Consider the following 16,658-nt stretch of genomic DNA (forward strand, 5'->3'; position numbering starts at 1 on the left):
TCAACCTCTCTGTATGTTTAGGCAGCCTGAAACATATTTTCAGGCTGCCTGTCCGTCTAACTATCGGGTAACCGGTTTATACCGAATCCGTTTCGGTTTCGCGCCCTCTTCGCCCAAACGGCGTTTCTTGTCGGCTTCGTATTCCTGATAGTTGCCGTCGAAGAACACCCATTTCGAATCGCCTTCACAAGCCAAGATATGCGTGGCGATGCGGTCGAGGAACCAGCGGTCGTGCGAAATCACCATCACGCTGCCGGCAAATTCGAGCAGCGCGTCTTCCAGCGCGCGCAGGGTTTCCACGTCCAAATCGTTGGAGGGTTCGTCCAAAAGCAGCACGTTGCCGCCCGCGAGCAGGGTTTTCGCCAAATGCAAACGCCCGCGTTCGCCGCCCGAAAGTTGCCCTGCGATTTTGCTTTGGTCGCTGCCTTTGAAGTTGAAGCGTCCCAAATAGGCGCGGGCGGGGATTTCAAACTGGCCTACCTGCAAAATATCGCGGCCTTCGGCGATGTTGTCAAACACGGTTTTGTCGTTTTGCAGGCCGTCGCGGCTTTGGTCGATGAGCGACATTTTGACGGTTTGGCCGATTTTCACTTCGCCGGAATCGGGCTGCTCTTTGCCCGAAATCATTTTAAACAGCGTCGATTTACCCGCGCCGTTCGGGCCGATGATGCCGACAATCGCGCCCGCAGGCACTTTGAAGCTCAAATCGTCAATCAGCACTTTGTCGCCAAACGATTTGGAAACATTCACAAATTCAATCACTTCGTTGCCCAAACGCTCGGCGACGGGGATAAAAATTTCCTGTGTTTCGTTGCGTTTTTGGTATTCGTAATTGGACATTTCTTCAAAACGCGCCAAACGGGCTTTGGATTTGGCTTGGCGGCCTTTGGCGTTTTGGCGCACCCATTCCAATTCCTGCTTCATGGCTTTCACGCGCGCGGCTTCGGATTTGGCTTCGTTTTCCAAGCGTTTTTCTTTTTGTTCCAGCCACGATGAGTAATTGCCTTTCCACGGGATGCCGTGGCCGCGGTCGAGCTCCAAAATCCATTCGGCGGCGTTGTCCAAGAAATAGCGGTCGTGTGTTACCGCGACCACCGTGCCGGGGAAGCGCACGAGGAATTGTTCCAGCCATTCCACCGATTCCGCGTCCAAGTGGTTGGTCGGCTCGTCCAGCAGCAGCATGTCGGGCTTGGAAAGCAAGAGTTTGCACAGGGCAACGCGGCGTTTTTCACCGCCGGACAGATTGCCGATTTTGGCATCCCATTCAGGTAGCCTCAACGCATCGGCGGCGATTTCCAATTCGTGTTCCGCACCGCCGCCCGTGGACGACCCCGCCGCGATAATCGCTTCCAAGCGGCCCTGCTCTTCCGCCAGCGCGTCAAAATCGGCATCAGGATTGGCGTATTCGGCATACACTTCTTCCAAACGCTTCTGCGCGGCGGCCACTTCGCCCAAGCCGCTTTCCACTTCTTCGCGCACGGTTTTTTCGGGGTCAAGCTCCGGCTCTTGTGGCAGATAGCCGATTTTGATGCCGCCCATCGGCACGGCTTCGCCTTCAAATTCTTTGTCCACGCCCGCCATAATGCGTAACACGGTGGACTTGCCTGCGCCGTTCAGCCCTAAAAGACCGATTTTCGCGCCCGGAAAGAACGACAGGGAGATGTCTTTGATGATGGTTTTCTGCGGCGGCACGACTTTGCTCACGCGCAGCATGGAATAGACGTATTGTTGGGACATAGATGCTCCTTGTTGGAATGGTTGAGGAAAGGGGGGAGGCAGCCTGAAAACGAGCGTAGCGAGTTTCAGCGAAGCTAAAACAGCATTTTAAAAAGCGTTTTCAGGCTGCTTTAAAGGTAATCGTGTTGCGACATACGAGAAAGGTAATCGTCTGGCGACATATAAGAAGTTAGCCTTTCAATCGGGCAGTGTTCGCGGATGGCTGCGATAACGCCACGTAGTCCTCCACGAAGCATATCGGTTAGGGGGATTGCTTTGTTCTTCTCTCGTTGCCAAAAGTATTTGGCTGGCGGATGGGGGTCTTGTTTCAAAATATAAAATAAAAAATAGCTTGTTGTACGATTACTACGAACGGCGCGGATATAAAAATTGTCAATATCCTGCCAAGCAACAAAGGTTTTGTGCAAAGAAAACAGGGTGTGGTAGTGGATGCCATCTTTGCCGATTTCTATCCAGTTTGGCGTTAGGATAGCGCGCAAGCATTTAAAGGAAAACCGAATTGAGATGTTACAAGAAAAAGCACAAACCCAGCTTATCGGTGTGAGCAGTATCCGCCAACTAGAATTCATAACAAGCCACACTGCGGCGAGAATGCTGAAATAAGCAACTGGCAGGAAAACAATTAAATAGAATAGAACGAGCCAAATATCGATTTTAAGCGTGGTATTCATGGTTTTATCTGGGATTTAGGCAGCCTGAAAACGAGCGTAGCGCGTTTCGGCGAAGCTAAAACGGCATTTAAACATTTAAAAAAGCGTTTTCAGGCTGCCTTTGGGTTTTGCGCTGTTTAGGCAGCCTGAAAACGGAAAAACAGGTTTTCAGGCTGCCTTTGGCGTTATTCCAAATCGCCGTTTTTCAGCGCATCAAACTTGGCTTTCATGGTCGGATTTTTGCGCGTGAGTTTTTTGACGGTTAGCTCTTCGGCTTTGTTGTTGGCAAGGCGCAGGTTGTTTTCCGTGCCCAAGAGGTCGGCTTTGGTTTTTTCCAGATGGCGGATGGTGTCGTCGATGTGTTTGATGGCAGCCTGAAACTTCTCGCTGGCGAGGCGGTAGTTGCGCCCGAATTTTTCGCGGAAGTCGTCGAGCTCGTTTTCAAAGTTGGTGATGTCGATGTGTTGCTCGCGCATGGCGGCGACTTCTTGTTTGTATTTGAGGGCGTTGAGCCCTGCGTTGCGCAACAGGGAGATGATGGGGATGAAAAACTGGGGGCGCACGACGTACATTTTGGGGTAGGCGTGGGATACGTCCACAATGCCGCCGTTGTAGAGTTCGCTGTCGCTTTCCAGCAGCGAGACGAGCACGGCGTATTCGCAGTTTTTTTCGCGGCGGTCTTTGTCCAGCTCTTTGAAAAAGTGTTCGTTTTTCTTTTTGGTGGCGGTTTCGTCGTTTTCGTTTTTCATTTCAAACATGATGGAGACGATTTCGTTGCCTGCGCCGTCTTGCTCGCGGAAGATGTAGTCGCCTTTGCTGCCGCCGGCGGCATCGTTGTCTTTGCCGAACTGGGCTTGCGGGAACGCCATGGCGCGGATGCGGTTGAACTCGGTTTCGCAATGGGCTTCCAGGCTTTCGCCGACCATTTTGGTGGATTGGCGGGCTTTGAAGTCTTTGTAGAACGCGACTTCTTCGTCTTTGTGTTTGAGCTGGATTTCGTAGCGTTCGCGCAGGGCGTTTTGGGCGAGTTGGTTTTGGCTGTCGCGCAGTTGGAGCTGGGCGGCAAGCTCGGTGAGTTCGCGTTCTTTGGCGGCGAGGGCTTCGCGGATGGCAAGTTCGCGTTCTAAGCTCATGCGTTGGGCGAGGGCTTGGTTTTGGCTTTGCAGCTCGGTGATTTGGCGGGTTTTTTCGGCTAATTCGCTTTTCAGGCTGCCTGATAGGTTGGCGAGGGCGAGTTGGTTGTCTTTTTCGTGGTTGGCGAGTTGGTGGGCAAGCTCGGCGATTTGGGCTTCTTTTTGCGCGAGGGTTTGGCTGTATCGTTGCTTGTCTTGGGCTTGCTGGACGGCGAGTTCGCTTTTGGCTTGCGCTTGGGCTTGGGCAAGGCGTTCATGCACTTCGGCTTGAAATTCTTGGGTGCGGACTTGGTTGAGGATGTCGGCGTAGCTGGCTTCGTTGATAGTGAAGGCGGTGTGGCAGTGGGGGCATTTGATTTCGTGCATTTTAGGTGGGGTGATGGAGGGTTGGGATGGTGGGGATTTTAACAGATGGGGGGAGTAGGGCAGGGGTGGGGTGGAAAATAAAACTGTTGGGTGTTGTGGCAAGTGGTTTTTGTTGGGCGAATTGGGTTTCAGGCTGCCTTTAATTGAATGGGTAGAGGCAGCCTGAAAAGGGGTTGCTGCTTTGTGGTTGGCTTGGGATGTAGCTTTAACCATGCGCTTCATGCCAGCGGGGCACTTACTTTTCTTTGCTTCGCCAAAGAGAAGTAAGCAAAAGAAAGGCGACCCCGACGTGCAGGTTCGCTGCGCGAACTACCCTCACTCCGCATCCTTTTTTCGGCGCGTGCGAACTAGCCGCGCTGCGCACGTCGTCGGACAAGCGCACGCTTTTTTCCGAAAAAAGAATGCTGCGTTCGGCTGGACGTAGGGGAGGGGGTGGCAGTAGTAAACGTTTGTGAGGCGTTAGGCAGCCTGCGAAGCGTAGCGGAGTTGCGAAGCTAAAATCAATTTATCCAGTAGAAAATCGTTTGGCTCAATACCAAGCGGTTTTGTTTTTCAGGCTGCCTTTGGTGGATGTGGCAAGGTGTGTAAACGGCGTGCGCAGCGAAGCTGCACACCCTACGGCTGCTGGTGTCATCAACCATGCGAGGATGTAAACAGCAAATGTCGGCGAGCTGCCGACGCTCCATTTTTAGGTTTTCAGGCTGCCTTTGGTGGGTGTGGCAAGTTTGTAGGTTGGGCATTTATGCCCGACAAACACAAACCTGTTTATCTTTTAGATACACCACAACTAAAAACATCGGGCATAAATGCCCGACCTACTTAGGGTTAGTTTTCAGGCTGCCTTTGTTGGATAAACAGAGGCAGCCTGAAAATCATATACGCGCAACAATCGGCGTTAAGCCCACCTCGCGCTATTTATCCCCCATCGCCATCAAACTAGCGTTGCCCCCTGCGGCGGTGGTGTTTTCGCTGCATGAGACTTCGTGATAAAGCTGCAAGGTGTTGAGCGTTTCGCGGGCGTCGATCAGGCGGACGATTGCGCCTTGCCGTGCGGCGAGGGCTTGCTTGGTGGCAATCGGCAGGGCTTCCAGCGCGACAACGGCATCTATGTCGGCGGATTGCTCGGGCGTGTCGTCCACGCGCAGGCAGCCGATTAGCTGGTTGGCGTAGGCGGCAAGTGGATGCTCGGGGCTTACGACAACGGTGCTGCCGATTGCGCCGATTTCGGCAAGCGCGGCGATGGCTTGGGCGAGTGTGCCGCCGTAGAGCCACACGGCGGCGGGGCTGCGCCATGTGAGGGTGTTGGTTTCGCCTGTGCAGCTGGGCAAATCTAGGCTGCTGTCGACAAGGCTGAACACGCGGGCGGTGCCGAGTGTTTCGGCGATTTGGCGTTTTTCAGGCTGCGTGAGCGGGATGTGCGGCAGCAGCTCTTGGATGGTGTAGAGCGCGGTTTCGTGGGCGAAGCCTTGCTCGGTGGTGGGGGCAATCCAGTTTTTCAGGCTGCTTAGGCGTTGCAAATAGAATGCGCCGCCTGCTTTGGGGCCTGTGCCCGATAAGCCGTGCCCGCCAAATGGCTGCACGCCGACCACCGCGCCAACAATATTGCGGTTCACATACACATTGCCTGCTTCCACGCGGCTGCGGATTTGGTTGATGCGGCTGTCTATGCGGCTGTGGATGCCGTGGGTGAGCGCGTAGCCTGTGCGGTTGATGTGTTCAACCAGTTGGTCTAGCTCTTCGCTGCGATAGCGGACAACGTGCAATACAGGCCCGAACACTTCGCGTTTGAGTTCGCTCAAATCGTTGAGTTCAAACAAAATGGGGGCGACAAATGTGCCACGCTCGGTGGTTTCAGGCTGCATTTTGACTTCGTGATACGACTTCGCCACGCTTTTCATTTTTTCAATGTGGGCAAGCAGGTTGGCTTGGGCTTCGCCATCGATAACAGGCCCGATGTCGGTTTCCAGCAGCACGGGATTGCCTACGTTTAATTCGTCCATCGCGCCTTTAATCATGGCAAGGGTTTTGTCGGCGATGCTGTCTTGCAAACACAAAATGCGCAACGCGGAACAGCGTTGTCCTGCGCTGTCAAAGGCGGATTGGATAACATCGGCGACCACTTGCTCGGGCAGGGCGGTGCTGTCCACAATCATGGCGTTTTGCCCGCCTGTTTCGGCAATCAGCACGGGGTAGTCTTCGCGCTGGGCAAGGGTGCGGTTGATGAGCTGGGCAACTTCGGTTGAGCCTGTGAAGATGACCCCTGCGATGCGCGGGTCTTGGGTGAGCGTTGCGCCCACGTCGCCCGCGCCCAGCACGAGCTGCAAGGCGGTGGCGGGGATGCCTGCTTGGTGCATCAGTTGCACGGCGTAGTGGGCGATTAGGCTGGTTTGTTCGGCGGGCTTGGCGACTACGGTGTTGCCTGCTGCCAGCGCGGCAATGGTTTCGCCTGTGAAGATGGCGAGCGGGAAGTTCCACGGGCTGATGGTAATCATCACGCCTTTGCCGCTGGCGTGGTTGGCAAGGGTGTGCTCGGCTTCGTGGGCGTAGTAGCGGCAGAAGTCCACGGCTTCGCGCACTTCGGCGAGGGCGTTGGCAAGGGTTTTGCCTGCTTCGCGCTCGGCGAGCATCATCAGGGCGGGGGTGTGTTGTTCCAGCAGGTCGGCAAAGCGTTTCAGGCTGCCTGCGCGCTCGGCGGCTGGGGTGGCGGCCCATTGGGTTTGCGCGGCGAGTGCGGCATCAATGGCGGCGCTGGCGGTTTGTGCGTTGGCAAAGACTACGCTGCCGACTGTATCGCTGTGGTCGGCGGGGTTGCGCACGGCTTGCGCTTTGCCTTCGGCAACGGGCTTGCCGTTAATCAGCGATGTGGCGGCGTAGCTTTGGGCGCAGGCGGTTTTCAGGCTGCCTTCTAGCTGTTGCAACTCTATTTCGTTGGCAAAGTCTATGCCGCGCGAGTTTTTGCGGGCTTCGCCGTATAGGTTTTCAGGCAGCGGCAGGTGGCTGTTGGCTTGGATGCCGTCTTGCTCAATGGTGTCAAACGGGCTGCGGATGAGTTCGTCTAGGCTGATGTGTTCATCCACAATTTGGCTGACGAACGAGGTGTTCGCGCCGTTTTCCAGCAGGCGGCGCACCAGATAGGCGAGCAGGGTTTCGTGTGTGCCCACGGGGGCATACATACGGCAGCGTTTGCCGAGGTTTTGCGCGCCGACGACTTGGTCGTATAGGGTTTCGCCCATGCCGTATAGGCATTGGTGTTCAAAGTCTTTGCCTTGCCCCATTTGGTAGATGGCGGCAAGGGTGTAGGCATTGTGGGTAGCAAATTGGGGGAAGATGGCATCTTGCGCGCTCAACAGCTTGCGCGCGCAGGCGAGATAGGAAATGTCGGTGTGGACTTTGCGGGTGTAAACGGGGTAGCCGTTGAGCCCTTCTACTTGCGCCCATTTGATTTCGCTGTCCCAATACGCGCCTTTAACGAGACGCACCATCAGGCGTTGTTTGTGCTGGCGGGCTAGGTCTATCAGGTAGTCAATCACAAAGGGGCAGCGTTTTTGGTAGGCTTGCACTACCAAGCCGATGCCGTTAAAGCCTGCTAAATCGGGGTCGGCAACCAGCGCGGCGACGAGGTCTAGGGAAAGCTCCAAGCGATTGGCTTCTTCGGCATCAATGTTCAGCCCGATGTCGTATTGTTTGGCGAGCAGGAAAAGCTGTTTGAGCTTGGGCAACAGTTCGCTCATCACGCGGCGGTGTTGGGCGCGAACATAACGGGGGTGGATGGCGGAGAGTTTGACGGAGATGCCGTTGCCGTCATATACGCCTGCGCCTTGGGCATCTTTGCCGATGGCGTGGATGGCGTTCACATAGTCTTGATAATAGCGTTCGGCATCGGCGGCGGTCATGGCGGCTTCGCCCAGCATATCAAAGGAATAACGGTAGCCCATTTTTTCGCGCTCTTTGCCGTTGGCAAGGGCTTCTTCTATGGTTTGCCCGCTGACAAATTGTTTGCCCATCAGGCGCATGCCGTAGTCCATGCTTTTGCGGATAAGGGGGGCGCCGCCTTTGGCTAACACGCTTTTCAGGCTGCCTGCTAGGGTGTCGCTGCTGTGGGATGTGAGCTTGCCTGTGAGCAGCAAGCCCCATGCGGAGGCGTTGACAAACATCGATGGGCTGTTGCCTAGATGGGATTGCCAGTTGCCACCTGATAGTTTGTCTTGGATGAGTTCGTTGCGGGTGGCGGCATCGGGCACGCGCAGCAGGGCTTCGGCAAGGCACATCAGGGCGATGCCTTCGGCGCTGGATAGGGAGAATTCGTGCATCAGGGCATCTACGCCGTTGGCTTTGGTGCGGTTGGCGCGCACTTGGGTTACCAGTTTGCGGGCAAGCTCGCTGGCGGCGGCGCGTTCGGCTTCGGTCATTTGGGCGCGTTCTAGCATATCGGTTACGGCTTCGGTTTCATCGCGGCGATAGGCTTGGGTGATGGCTTGGCGCAGGGGGGATTGGGTGGGGTGGGCGAATTGGAACATGGTGGCGTGTCCTTATCGGGTGGAATAATGGTTTGGGCTATGCCGAACTGCGTTTCAGGCTGCCTTGGGCGCGCAGTGGGCTGTTGGGCAGCCTGAAAGGGTGCGGCGGCAAGGCGGGCGGAGCGGTTTGGCTTTTGGCTTTTCAGGCTGCCGTTGGCAAGAACCGCCCGTGTTGCAAGAAATAGGCGACTTGTTGGGCGACGGTTTCGTCAAACAGCAAGCCCGAATGGCTGCACGGCACCACCAGCTGCTGGCTGTCGGGCAGGGCGGTTTCGGCGAGGGCGACTGTGCCGTCGTTGGGTTCGGAGAATTGGGTTACCAGCCGCCCCAATCCTGCGGAGAGCGTGCCGGCGATGCTGCCGCATTCGATGGGCAGCGGTTGGTTGGGCAGGCTGCCGTCTAACGCGTTTTGCCATGAGTCGCCGAGCATGCGCGGCATGATTTGTTTGACGCGCTGGGCGGTTTGGCTGCCTTGATGCGGCGAGCCGAGGGTTACGGCGCGAGCTTGCAACAGCTCGGGGTGGAGGGCGGCAAGGTGGCGCAGCAGCAAGCCGCCAAGGCTGTGGGCAACGAAGTGGGTGGGCAGGATGTTTTCGCGCTGGATGTGGTGAGCAAGGGCGATGGCGTGGGTTTTCAGGCTGCCTTTGGTGGTGGGGTAGCTGAAATAGTGGGGCGTGAAGCCGTGGGCGGCGAGGCGGTTGCCCAGTGGTTTCATCACAAGGGCGGTCATGTGCAAGCCGTGTAGGAGCAGGACGTTTTGGGTCATGGGGTAAGGCAGCCTGAAAATAGGGTAGGGTGGTTGGGGGCGATAAGCCGTTGTGGTTTGGTTTGCGGTTTGGTTGTCTTGCCAACCGCATACGCAACAAAGTGGCACATCCTACGATGGGTTTCAGGCTGCATCAGGTGGTTAAGGCAGCCTGAAAAGGGTTTGTTTGCGCGGCTTGGCGTTTAGCCATGAGCCGTTGTTGTTCCATTCATAGTTTTAGCCATGCTTATTGAGTGGTGCAACGCGATACCTGCGTTTCAGGCTGCATTAGGCTGTTTGCCAATCGCAACGGCTGATTTCAGGCTGCATCAGGCGGTTAAGGCAGCCTGAAAATATTGGTTTAAAGGTTGGATTGCTTGGAATAACGCGCTATTGTCGTTTTGTTTGCGGGTTTATACTGCTTGCCAACCGCGTGCGCAACAAAGTGGCACACCCTACGATGGGTTTCAGGCTGCATCAGGCGGTTAAGGCAGCCTGAAAATGCTTTGTCTCTCATTTGCAATCATCCAAAGCCATCCACAAGCATCCATCAACAATTAAGGCAGCCTGAAAACCGCATCAACACGTTTCAGGCTGCCTGTGCGCTACTTGGCTTTTTCATACGCATTGCGCGCTTGGTCAAACCGCGCCAACACGTTCTCTTCGGGCGTTTGGTCGTTCAGCGACACCAGCCATGCGGCAAGCGTGGCAAGGATAAAACCGGGCACGATTTCATACATCGTGGGCAGTTCGGCGCGTTTGAGCAGCGGATTGACCGCTTCCGCCCACAGCACCACCACCACCGCGCCGGTAATCATGCTGGCGAGCGCGCCGCGTTGGGTTAAACGTCGCCATGTGAGCGACAAAATTACCAACGGCCCAAACGCCGCGCCAAAGCCCGCCCAAGCGTAGGCAACCAAGCCCAGCACGCGGTTTTCGGGGTTGGCGGCGATGATGATGGAAATGCCCGCCACCGCCAGCACCATGCCGCGCCCAATCCACACCAGTTCTTGCTGCGTGGCATTAGGGCGGAAGAAGCCTTTGTAGAAATCCTCGGTAATCGCGCTGGAACACAGCAAAAGCTGCGCCGACAGCGTGGACATCACCGCCGCCAAAATTGCCGACAAAATCACGCCCGCAATCCACGGGTTGAACAGCAGCGTGGTCAGCGCAATAAACACGCGCTCGGGGTTGCCCTGCATGCTGGTGACCTGCTCGGGATGCGCGCCAAAATAGGCGATGCCGAAATAGCCCACCATCACCGCGCCCAGCAGGCATACAATCATCCACGTCATACCGATGCGGCGGGCGTTGGTCAGCGATTTCACGTTTTCCGCCGCCATAAAGCGCGCCAGAATGTGCGGCTGCCCGAAGTAGCCCAAGCCCCAAGCGGCGGTGGAGACGATGCCGAGAAAGGTGGTGCCCGTGAACAGGCTGTTGTATTGCTTGCCGTTGGCGGCAGCGGCAGCCGCAATGGCGGCGGACACTTGGTCTGCGCCGCCCACCGCCAAATACACCATCACGGGGGTGAGAATCAGCGCGAAAATCATCAGCGTGGCTTGCACCGTATCCGTCCAGCTCACGGCAAGGAAGCCGCCGATAAAGGTGTAGGCAATGGTTGCGCCCGCGCCCAACCACATCGCTTGCATATAAGTCATATCGGGAAACAGGCTTTGGAACAAGCGTGCGCCCGCCACTACGCCCGAAGCGCAGTAAATAGTAAAGAAAAACAAAATGATAAAAGCAGAGCTTAATTTAATCGCCACGCTTTTGCCGCCGAAGCGGTGGTAGAAATAATCGGGCAGCGTGAGCGCGTTATTGTTGTATTCGGTGTGCACGCGCAGCCGCCCCGCCACCCAAAGCCAGTTGAAATACGCGCCGACGGTTAAGCCGATGGCAATCCACGCCTCGGAAAAGCCCGAAAGGTAAATCGCCCCCGGCAAGCCCATCAGCAGCCAGCCCGACATATCGCTCGCGCCCGCCGACATGGCGGTGACAAACGCGCCCAAGCTGCGCCCGCCGAGGATGTAATCATCAAAATTTTTGGTGGAAAAATAGGCAACCAAGCCGATTCCAAGCACGGCAACTAAATATAAGCCGAATGTGATGTACATGGGGTTCATAAGCGTGCCCTCTGTGTATGTATTTGAAAAATTATGAAAAACGCCGCCATAAATGGTTTTGCTTTTAAGCGGCTGGGAAAATATTAACAAAAAATTTACAAAGCAACAAGTTTTGTTAAGAACGGGCGGGCAGCCTGAAAAATAGAAACAGGGCGGGCTTTGGGCTACGCGGTCGTTTGCTAACCGTGTGCGCCAAAGCCCGCCCTGTTGTTCGGCGTTGCGCTATGGTTTTTCAGGCTGCCCGAATCTTGTCTAACAAGATTTGCAACGCTTGGGCGCGGTGGCTGATTTGGTTTTTGATTTCGGGCGCAAGCTGCGCGGCGGTGCAGCCGTGTTTGGGCAGATAAAAATGCGGGTCGTAGCCGAAGCCGTGTTCGCCTGCGCTTTCAGGCTGCCATTGCCCGCGCCAAATGCCCTCGGCGATGATGGGTTGCGGATCGTTGGGATGGCGCACCAAAACCAGTACGCAAACGTAGTAGCAGGATTTGTCGGCATGGGGCGCGAGCTCGGCGGATGCTTTGGCGTTGTTGGCGGCATCGGATTTGGGGTTGCAGCCTGCATAGCGCGCGGAATGCACGCCCGGTGCGCCGCCCAGCGCGTTGATGCAGATGCCGCTGTCGTCGGCAAGGGCGGGCAAGCCGCTGTGTTGGCTGGCGTGGCGGGCTTTGGCAAGCGCGTTTTCAACGAAGGTGCCGTAAGGCTCGGCGCATTCGGGCGTGTTGAACGCGGATTGTGGCAGGATTTGGATGCGGTGCGCGGCAAACAGGGCGGCGAATTCGCGCAGTTTGCCTGCGTTGTTGCTGGCGAGAACGATTTGGGAGAGCATGGTTTTCCTTGTTGGGCGGCATGAGGCAGCCTGAAAACGGTTGAATGGCGGGGGGTGTACTCGTTTTCAGGCTGCCTTAACGCAATGCAATAGGCAGCCTGAAACCTTTGCAAAACCCACAACCGATGGAGCGTCTGCGACTCGCCGACATCTTGGCAAAACAGTAATACTCTGTTTAATCAGCCATTTGGTGGCGAGCCGCCACCGTTCCATTTTAAATCTTAGTCTGCCGTTGGGTTTTTGCAAAGATTTCAGCCTGAAACCCAGATGTGTTCAACAGGGCTTTGCTGGTTGGCAAGATATTGGCGAATTACTGCCGCACCATCATTTTCAGGCTGCCTTATTGTTGGCATTTTGTTTGGCCAGCTGCTCGCGCGAGATTTGGCGGATATACAGCGCAAGGCTGGTAAATTGCCCCATCACCGCGCCAAAGGCAAACAAAAATGCCGCCACGCCAAATTGCTTGCTGCCGATGTGAACCAGATAGCTGCCGGTTAGCAATAATGCGATAAAGAGCAATGAAAACAGTATGGTAAGAATCAGATAACGTTTGCGCGCAGTCATAAGGCAGCCTGAAAATAGGATGAGATAAAGTAAAAAAGCAAATAAGCAGCCTGAAAGTTGATTTTCAGGCTGCTTTGAATAGTGAAAGGGCTAGCGAATATCCAGCACCCAGTAAAACAGCTGCATAATCAACACCATCAGCGCGACAATGGACGCAGCCATCCAGTTAAATTCGCTGCTGGGGGAAAGCGTAACATCGTTTTTTGTGGGCGGAATGGTGGGCGCGTGATTGCCGAGCGCAAGCGTGTTGGGCGCGGCAACGGGTGCTATGCCGGTGCCGCCTTGCCCGTCGCCCAGCAGGGTAAACACAAGGCTGTCGGTGTGGATGGTGATATTGTTTTGTTGCCCGTCGGTGCGCATTTCGCTTACGGCGGTGGTTTTGCTGTTTTTGGCGGCGGGTTTCATGGCGATTTGCGGTAGTTGGCTGCTGATGCTGTCGCGGTCAAGCAAGGAAAAAGCGGTGCCGTTGCCTACTTCGGCAAAGGTATGTGCCATGCCATCGGCACGTGGCACGCGGTATTCCAGTGGACGTTGTTCATGGCGTTGTTGCTTGCTGATTTCGTGAACTGTTTTGGCGATTTTGGGCGCGGTGGTTTCCTTTTTATCATGGTCGTTGAAAAAAGCATCCAACGATTTGGCGGTTTGCTCGCGCAGTTTATCGGCTGTCGATTTTTCTTTGGCTAACACTTCGCCTTGCAATGCCGCTTTTTTTTCTGTTTCTTTTTTGGGTGCGGTGGGTTTGGTTGTATTGGCTTGCGCTTGTGGCGCAGCTTTTTCTGTGGGTTTGGCATCTAGCTTGCCATTCGGTTGCTGCGCTTTTTTGCTTTTTTTCACTAGCTGAAAAATATGGTTGCAAGACGAACACACGGCACGCCCTTGCGTTTTGTTCAAATCAACACTATCCAACACCGAAATATGGTTGCATTTGGGGCATTTAACTTTAACTTCGCTCATAAATGTACTCTGAAAGGGGAATTTAGCGTTTGGTGCCGGTGATGTACGCCCAGCCGTTGTTCACAATAGCCGGGGCGAGGTCAAACCATTGAGCGTAAATCGCGCTCATCTCGTCAATCTGTTCTTCTAAGATGCCGGATAACACAATTCTGCCGCCTGTGTGGGTGCGACCTGCCAACATATCGCCCAGCATGCGCAAAGGGTTCGCCAAAATATTGGCAACAACCACATCAAACTGCCCTTGCGGCAAGCCATCGGGCAGATAAAAGGCAGCCTGAACTTCGTTTTGCACGGCGTTGTCGTTGCTGGCTTTGATGGCTTGCGGATCAATATCCACGCCTGTTGCGCTGCCCGCGCCCAGTTTCAACGCTGCGATGGTTAAGATGCCCGAGCCGCAGCCGTAATCCAACACCGATTCGCCGCCGCGCAAATTGTTGTCCAGCCATTGCAAGCAAAGGTGGGTGGTGGGGTGGCTGCCCGTTCCAAACGCCAAACCGGGGTCTAGGCGCAGGTTGATGGCACGGGCATCGGGGGCATCGTGCCATGTGGGGGTAATCCACAGGCGGTCGGAAATTTTAATCGGGTCAAACTGCGATTGGGTAAGGCGCACCCAGTCTTGCTCTTCCAGTGTTTCCACGCTGTATTCAGGCTGCTGGGTAGCGATGCCGACCGCCGCATCGGCGATGATTCGGGCGACATCGGCGTGTTCGTCAAACAAGGCGATAATCAGGCTTTGTTGCCACACTTGCTGCTGCGGCATATCGGGTTCGCCAAAAATAGGCTGTTCGTTTTCTGTGCCGGCAAGGGCATCTTCAATGGCGGCGGACAGCGCGCCGTGTTCCATCAGTGCATCGGACAATAGCTCGGCAAGGCTTTCGGGAACGGGAATGCTGGCTTGTTGGTAAGACATGGTTTTTGCGTTTGCAAACGTGTTTTAAAATTGTAGTGTGTTATTTTAACAGTATTTTGCATTGTGTTGAAAATTATTAGAATGCTTGTTCGCAAGTGGCGCGGATTGCACGGGGTGGCTTGGGCGGATTTTCAGGCTGCCGCCTTGCTTTGCTGAGCGTGAAAATGCTTGCATTTGCATGGCTTGCTGTTTAAAATGGCGCGTTTTACCAATCTGCCTTTGATTTTATTTTAGGAGTAACTACATGGCTAATAGCGCACAAGCACGTAAACGTGCTCGTCAATCTTTGAAAAATCGTGCACACAACGCAAGTTTGCGTACTGCTTTTCGCACTGCGGTGAAAAAAGTGTTGAAAGCGGTTGAAGCGGGTGATAAAGCTGCGGCACAAGCCGTTTACCGTGAAAGCACCAAAGTTTTGGATCGCATCGCTGATAAAGGTGTGTTCCACAAAAACAAAGCGGCTCGCCACAAAAGCCGTTTGTCAGCAAAAGTTAAAGCAATGGCTTAATGCTTGTTGAATAGATGAAAAATCCTGTTACAGCGATGTAGCAGGATTTTGTTTTTCAGGCTGCCTCAATGTAATCAGCGGAAGCGGATTAAGGCAGCCTGTGTAGCGAAGCGGAGTTATAGTCGTTCCACACAGCCTTAGACAAGGCGGCGAGCCGCAGATAGTACAACTAGTACAGCAAGATGAGCCAACGCGGTATAAGGCTGTGTGGAGCGACTATAAAATGGTTTTTTTTGAGTTGGGCTGCTATACTGCGCGGCTATTTTTTAACACAATCTAACTGAACTTATGACTGAACAAACCCCAAAATGCGCCTTTTGCGGCAAACACAAAGACGAAGTGCAACATTTGATTGAGGGCGAGGACAACGCTTTTATTTGCAACGAATGCGTGAGCGAATGCGCGGCAATGTTGGCGGATGCGCCTGCTTCGGGCGAGAAAACCATCCAAAAAGAAGCGGCGGATAACGCACCGCTGCCCACGCCTGCCGAGTTGGTGGCGCAGTTGAACGAGCATGTTATCGGGCAGGATGCGGCGAAAAAAGCCCTTGCCGTGGCGGTGTACAACCATTACAAGCGTTTGCGGCAGCCTGAAAACGGCAAGGCGGAGCTGGCGAATGTGGAGTTGTCTAAATCTAATGTGTTGCTGATTGGTCCGACGGGCTCGGGCAAAACGCTGTTGGCGCAATCGTTGGCGCGCAAATTGAATGTGCCGTTTGCGATGGCGGATGCGACCACGCTCACGGAGGCGGGCTATGTGGGCGAGGATGTGGAGCAGATTATCACCAAGCTGCTGGGCAACTGCGATTTTGATGTGGACAAGGCGCAGCGCGGCATTGTGTATATTGACGAGATTGACAAGATTTCGCGCAAGTCCGACAGCCCGTCGATTACGCGCGATGTGTCGGGCGAGGGCGTGCAGCAGGCGTTGTTAAAACTGGTGGAGGGGACGATTGCCAGCGTGCCGCCGCAAGGTGGGCGCCGCAATCCGAATCAGCAGTTTATCAGCGTGGACACGTCTAACATTTTGTTTATTTGCGGCGGCGCGTTTGCGGGCTTGGATAAGGTCATCCGCCAGCGCACGGAGCAGGGCGGCATCGGCTTTGGCGCGCAGGTGCACAGCAAAGACGACAACGCGAACATCAGCGAATTGTTTGCCCAAGTTGAGCCCGAGGATTTGATTAAATTCGGCTTGATTCCCGAATTGATTGGGCGTTTGCCTGTGTTGGCGAGCTTGGCGGAATTGGACGAGGCGGCGTTGGTGCGGATTTTGACCGAGCCGAAAAACGCGCTGGTGAAGCAGTTCCAAGCCTTGTTTGCGATGGAAAACGCGGATTTGCAATTTGAACCCGATGCGCTTGCGGCAATTGCTGCGCTGGCGATGAAACGCAAAACGGGGGCGCGCGGCTTGCGTTCCATTGTGGAGCGCGTGTTGTTGGAAACGATGTATGCGTTGCCTGATTTGAAGGATGTAGCGAAGGTGGTGGTTACGCGTGATGTGGTGGAAAATAATCACGCGCCTGTGTTGTATCGGGCGGATGGGAGCGTGGTGGAAAATATTGTGCAATAAGTTTTCAGGCTGCCTCTGTGCGTGTATATGAGGCAGCCTGAAATGATGTTTAACCT

14 protein-coding genes are annotated in these 16,658 nt (G+C 54.9%); 2 read left to right on the plus strand and 12 right to left on the minus strand.

Annotated elements, in window-relative coordinates; all coding sequences use genetic code 11:
- Positions 1-60: 60 nt before the first annotated feature.
- The 12 genes from ettA to prmA all read right to left on the minus strand — a co-directional run bounded on the left by ettA (position 61) and on the right by prmA (position 14,525).
- Entirely contained in the window at positions 61-1,737 is a 1,677-nt protein-coding gene (gene ettA, locus H3L93_RS04390) for an energy-dependent translational throttle protein EttA (RefSeq protein WP_003796436.1), read from the minus strand.
- Positions 1,738-1,847: 110 nt separating this feature from the next.
- Positions 1,848-2,408 (minus strand): hypothetical protein, encoded by a 561-nt coding sequence (locus H3L93_RS04395; protein WP_003796435.1) that lies wholly within the window; start codon positions 2,406-2,408, stop codon positions 1,848-1,850.
- Positions 2,409-2,572: 164 nt separating this feature from the next.
- Entirely contained in the window at positions 2,573-3,886 is a 1,314-nt protein-coding gene (locus H3L93_RS04400) for a DUF2130 domain-containing protein (protein ID WP_003796433.1), read from the minus strand.
- 500 nt (positions 3,887-4,386) lie between these two features.
- Positions 4,387-4,626: a hypothetical protein gene (locus H3L93_RS04405; RefSeq protein ID WP_003796430.1), complete on the minus strand. Its 240-nt coding sequence runs from the start codon at positions 4,624-4,626 to the stop codon at positions 4,387-4,389.
- Between the two features lie 171 nt (positions 4,627-4,797).
- On the minus strand, positions 4,798-8,403 hold the full coding sequence (gene putA, locus H3L93_RS04410) for a bifunctional proline dehydrogenase/L-glutamate gamma-semialdehyde dehydrogenase PutA (RefSeq protein WP_003796428.1): 3,606 nt from the start codon (positions 8,401-8,403) through the stop codon (positions 4,798-4,800).
- Positions 8,404-8,545: 142 nt separating this feature from the next.
- Positions 8,546-9,169 carry a lipase family protein gene (locus H3L93_RS04415; protein WP_040558655.1) on the minus strand — a complete coding sequence of 208 codons (624 nt, stop codon included), beginning with the start codon at positions 9,167-9,169 and terminating at the stop codon, positions 8,546-8,548.
- A 340-nt stretch (positions 9,170-9,509) separates the two neighbouring features.
- The gene (locus H3L93_RS04420) at positions 9,510-9,665 is read right to left on the minus strand and encodes a hypothetical protein (RefSeq protein WP_003796425.1); all 156 of its coding nucleotides are present in this window, start codon (positions 9,663-9,665) and stop codon (positions 9,510-9,512) included.
- A gap of 88 nt (positions 9,666-9,753) precedes the next feature.
- Positions 9,754-11,271 carry a sodium/proline symporter PutP gene (gene putP, locus H3L93_RS04425; RefSeq protein WP_003796423.1) on the minus strand — a complete coding sequence of 506 codons (1,518 nt, stop codon included), beginning with the start codon at positions 11,269-11,271 and terminating at the stop codon, positions 9,754-9,756.
- Positions 11,272-11,503: 232 nt separating this feature from the next.
- Positions 11,504-12,097, minus strand: coding sequence for an RdgB/HAM1 family non-canonical purine NTP pyrophosphatase (rdgB, locus tag H3L93_RS04430; protein WP_003796421.1), 594 nt, complete (start codon positions 12,095-12,097; stop codon positions 11,504-11,506).
- A 330-nt stretch (positions 12,098-12,427) separates the two neighbouring features.
- Positions 12,428-12,661: an NGO_0222 family membrane protein gene (locus H3L93_RS04435; RefSeq protein WP_003796416.1), complete on the minus strand. Its 234-nt coding sequence runs from the start codon at positions 12,659-12,661 to the stop codon at positions 12,428-12,430.
- A 90-nt stretch (positions 12,662-12,751) separates the two neighbouring features.
- The gene (locus tag H3L93_RS04440) at positions 12,752-13,615 is read right to left on the minus strand and encodes a hypothetical protein (protein ID WP_003796415.1); all 864 of its coding nucleotides are present in this window, start codon (positions 13,613-13,615) and stop codon (positions 12,752-12,754) included.
- Between the two features lie 22 nt (positions 13,616-13,637).
- Positions 13,638-14,525 (minus strand): 50S ribosomal protein L11 methyltransferase, encoded by an 888-nt coding sequence (gene prmA, locus H3L93_RS04445; RefSeq protein WP_003796412.1) that lies wholly within the window; start codon positions 14,523-14,525, stop codon positions 13,638-13,640.
- Between the two features lie 244 nt (positions 14,526-14,769).
- Between prmA and rpsT the strand changes: the two genes are divergently transcribed.
- Positions 14,770-15,033 (plus strand): 30S ribosomal protein S20, encoded by a 264-nt coding sequence (gene rpsT / locus H3L93_RS04450; RefSeq protein ID WP_003796408.1) that lies wholly within the window; start codon positions 14,770-14,772, stop codon positions 15,031-15,033.
- A gap of 288 nt (positions 15,034-15,321) precedes the next feature.
- A complete protein-coding gene (gene clpX / locus H3L93_RS04455) occupies positions 15,322-16,602 on the plus strand; it encodes an ATP-dependent Clp protease ATP-binding subunit ClpX (protein WP_003796405.1) in 1,281 nt (426 codons plus the stop codon).
- Positions 16,603-16,658: the final 56 nt, after the last annotated feature.

The organism is Kingella oralis (assembly GCF_014054985.1).
In the GTDB taxonomy this organism is placed as follows: domain Bacteria; phylum Pseudomonadota; class Gammaproteobacteria; order Burkholderiales; family Neisseriaceae; genus Kingella_B; species Kingella_B oralis.

What these genes read in the sequence shown, in the direction of transcription:
- ettA (WP_003796436.1), bottom strand. Translation starts at nt 1,737, where the DNA reads ATGTCCCAACAATACGTCTATTCCATGCTGCGCGTGAGCAAAGTCGTG.
- H3L93_RS04395 (WP_003796435.1), bottom strand. Translation starts at nt 2,408, where the DNA reads ATGAATACCACGCTTAAAATCGATATTTGGCTCGTTCTATTCTATTTA.
- H3L93_RS04400 (WP_003796433.1), bottom strand. Translation starts at nt 3,886, where the DNA reads ATGCACGAAATCAAATGCCCCCACTGCCACACCGCCTTCACTATCAAC.
- H3L93_RS04405 (WP_003796430.1), bottom strand. Translation starts at nt 4,626, where the DNA reads ATGCCCAACCTACAAACTTGCCACACCCACCAAAGGCAGCCTGAAAAC.
- putA (WP_003796428.1), bottom strand. Translation starts at nt 8,403, where the DNA reads ATGTTCCAATTCGCCCACCCCACCCAATCCCCCCTGCGCCAAGCCATC.
- H3L93_RS04415 (WP_040558655.1), bottom strand. Translation starts at nt 9,169, where the DNA reads ATGACCCAAAACGTCCTGCTCCTACACGGCTTGCACATGACCGCCCTT.
- H3L93_RS04420 (WP_003796425.1), bottom strand. Translation starts at nt 9,665, where the DNA reads ATGAGAGACAAAGCATTTTCAGGCTGCCTTAACCGCCTGATGCAGCCT.
- putP (WP_003796423.1), bottom strand. Translation starts at nt 11,271, where the DNA reads ATGAACCCCATGTACATCACATTCGGCTTATATTTAGTTGCCGTGCTT.
- rdgB (WP_003796421.1), bottom strand. Translation starts at nt 12,097, where the DNA reads ATGCTCTCCCAAATCGTTCTCGCCAGCAACAACGCAGGCAAACTGCGC.
- H3L93_RS04435 (WP_003796416.1), bottom strand. Translation starts at nt 12,661, where the DNA reads ATGACTGCGCGCAAACGTTATCTGATTCTTACCATACTGTTTTCATTG.
- H3L93_RS04440 (WP_003796415.1), bottom strand. Translation starts at nt 13,615, where the DNA reads ATGAGCGAAGTTAAAGTTAAATGCCCCAAATGCAACCATATTTCGGTG.
- prmA (WP_003796412.1), bottom strand. Translation starts at nt 14,525, where the DNA reads ATGTCTTACCAACAAGCCAGCATTCCCGTTCCCGAAAGCCTTGCCGAG.
- rpsT (WP_003796408.1), top strand. Translation starts at nt 14,770, where the DNA reads ATGGCTAATAGCGCACAAGCACGTAAACGTGCTCGTCAATCTTTGAAA.
- clpX (WP_003796405.1), top strand. Translation starts at nt 15,322, where the DNA reads ATGACTGAACAAACCCCAAAATGCGCCTTTTGCGGCAAACACAAAGAC.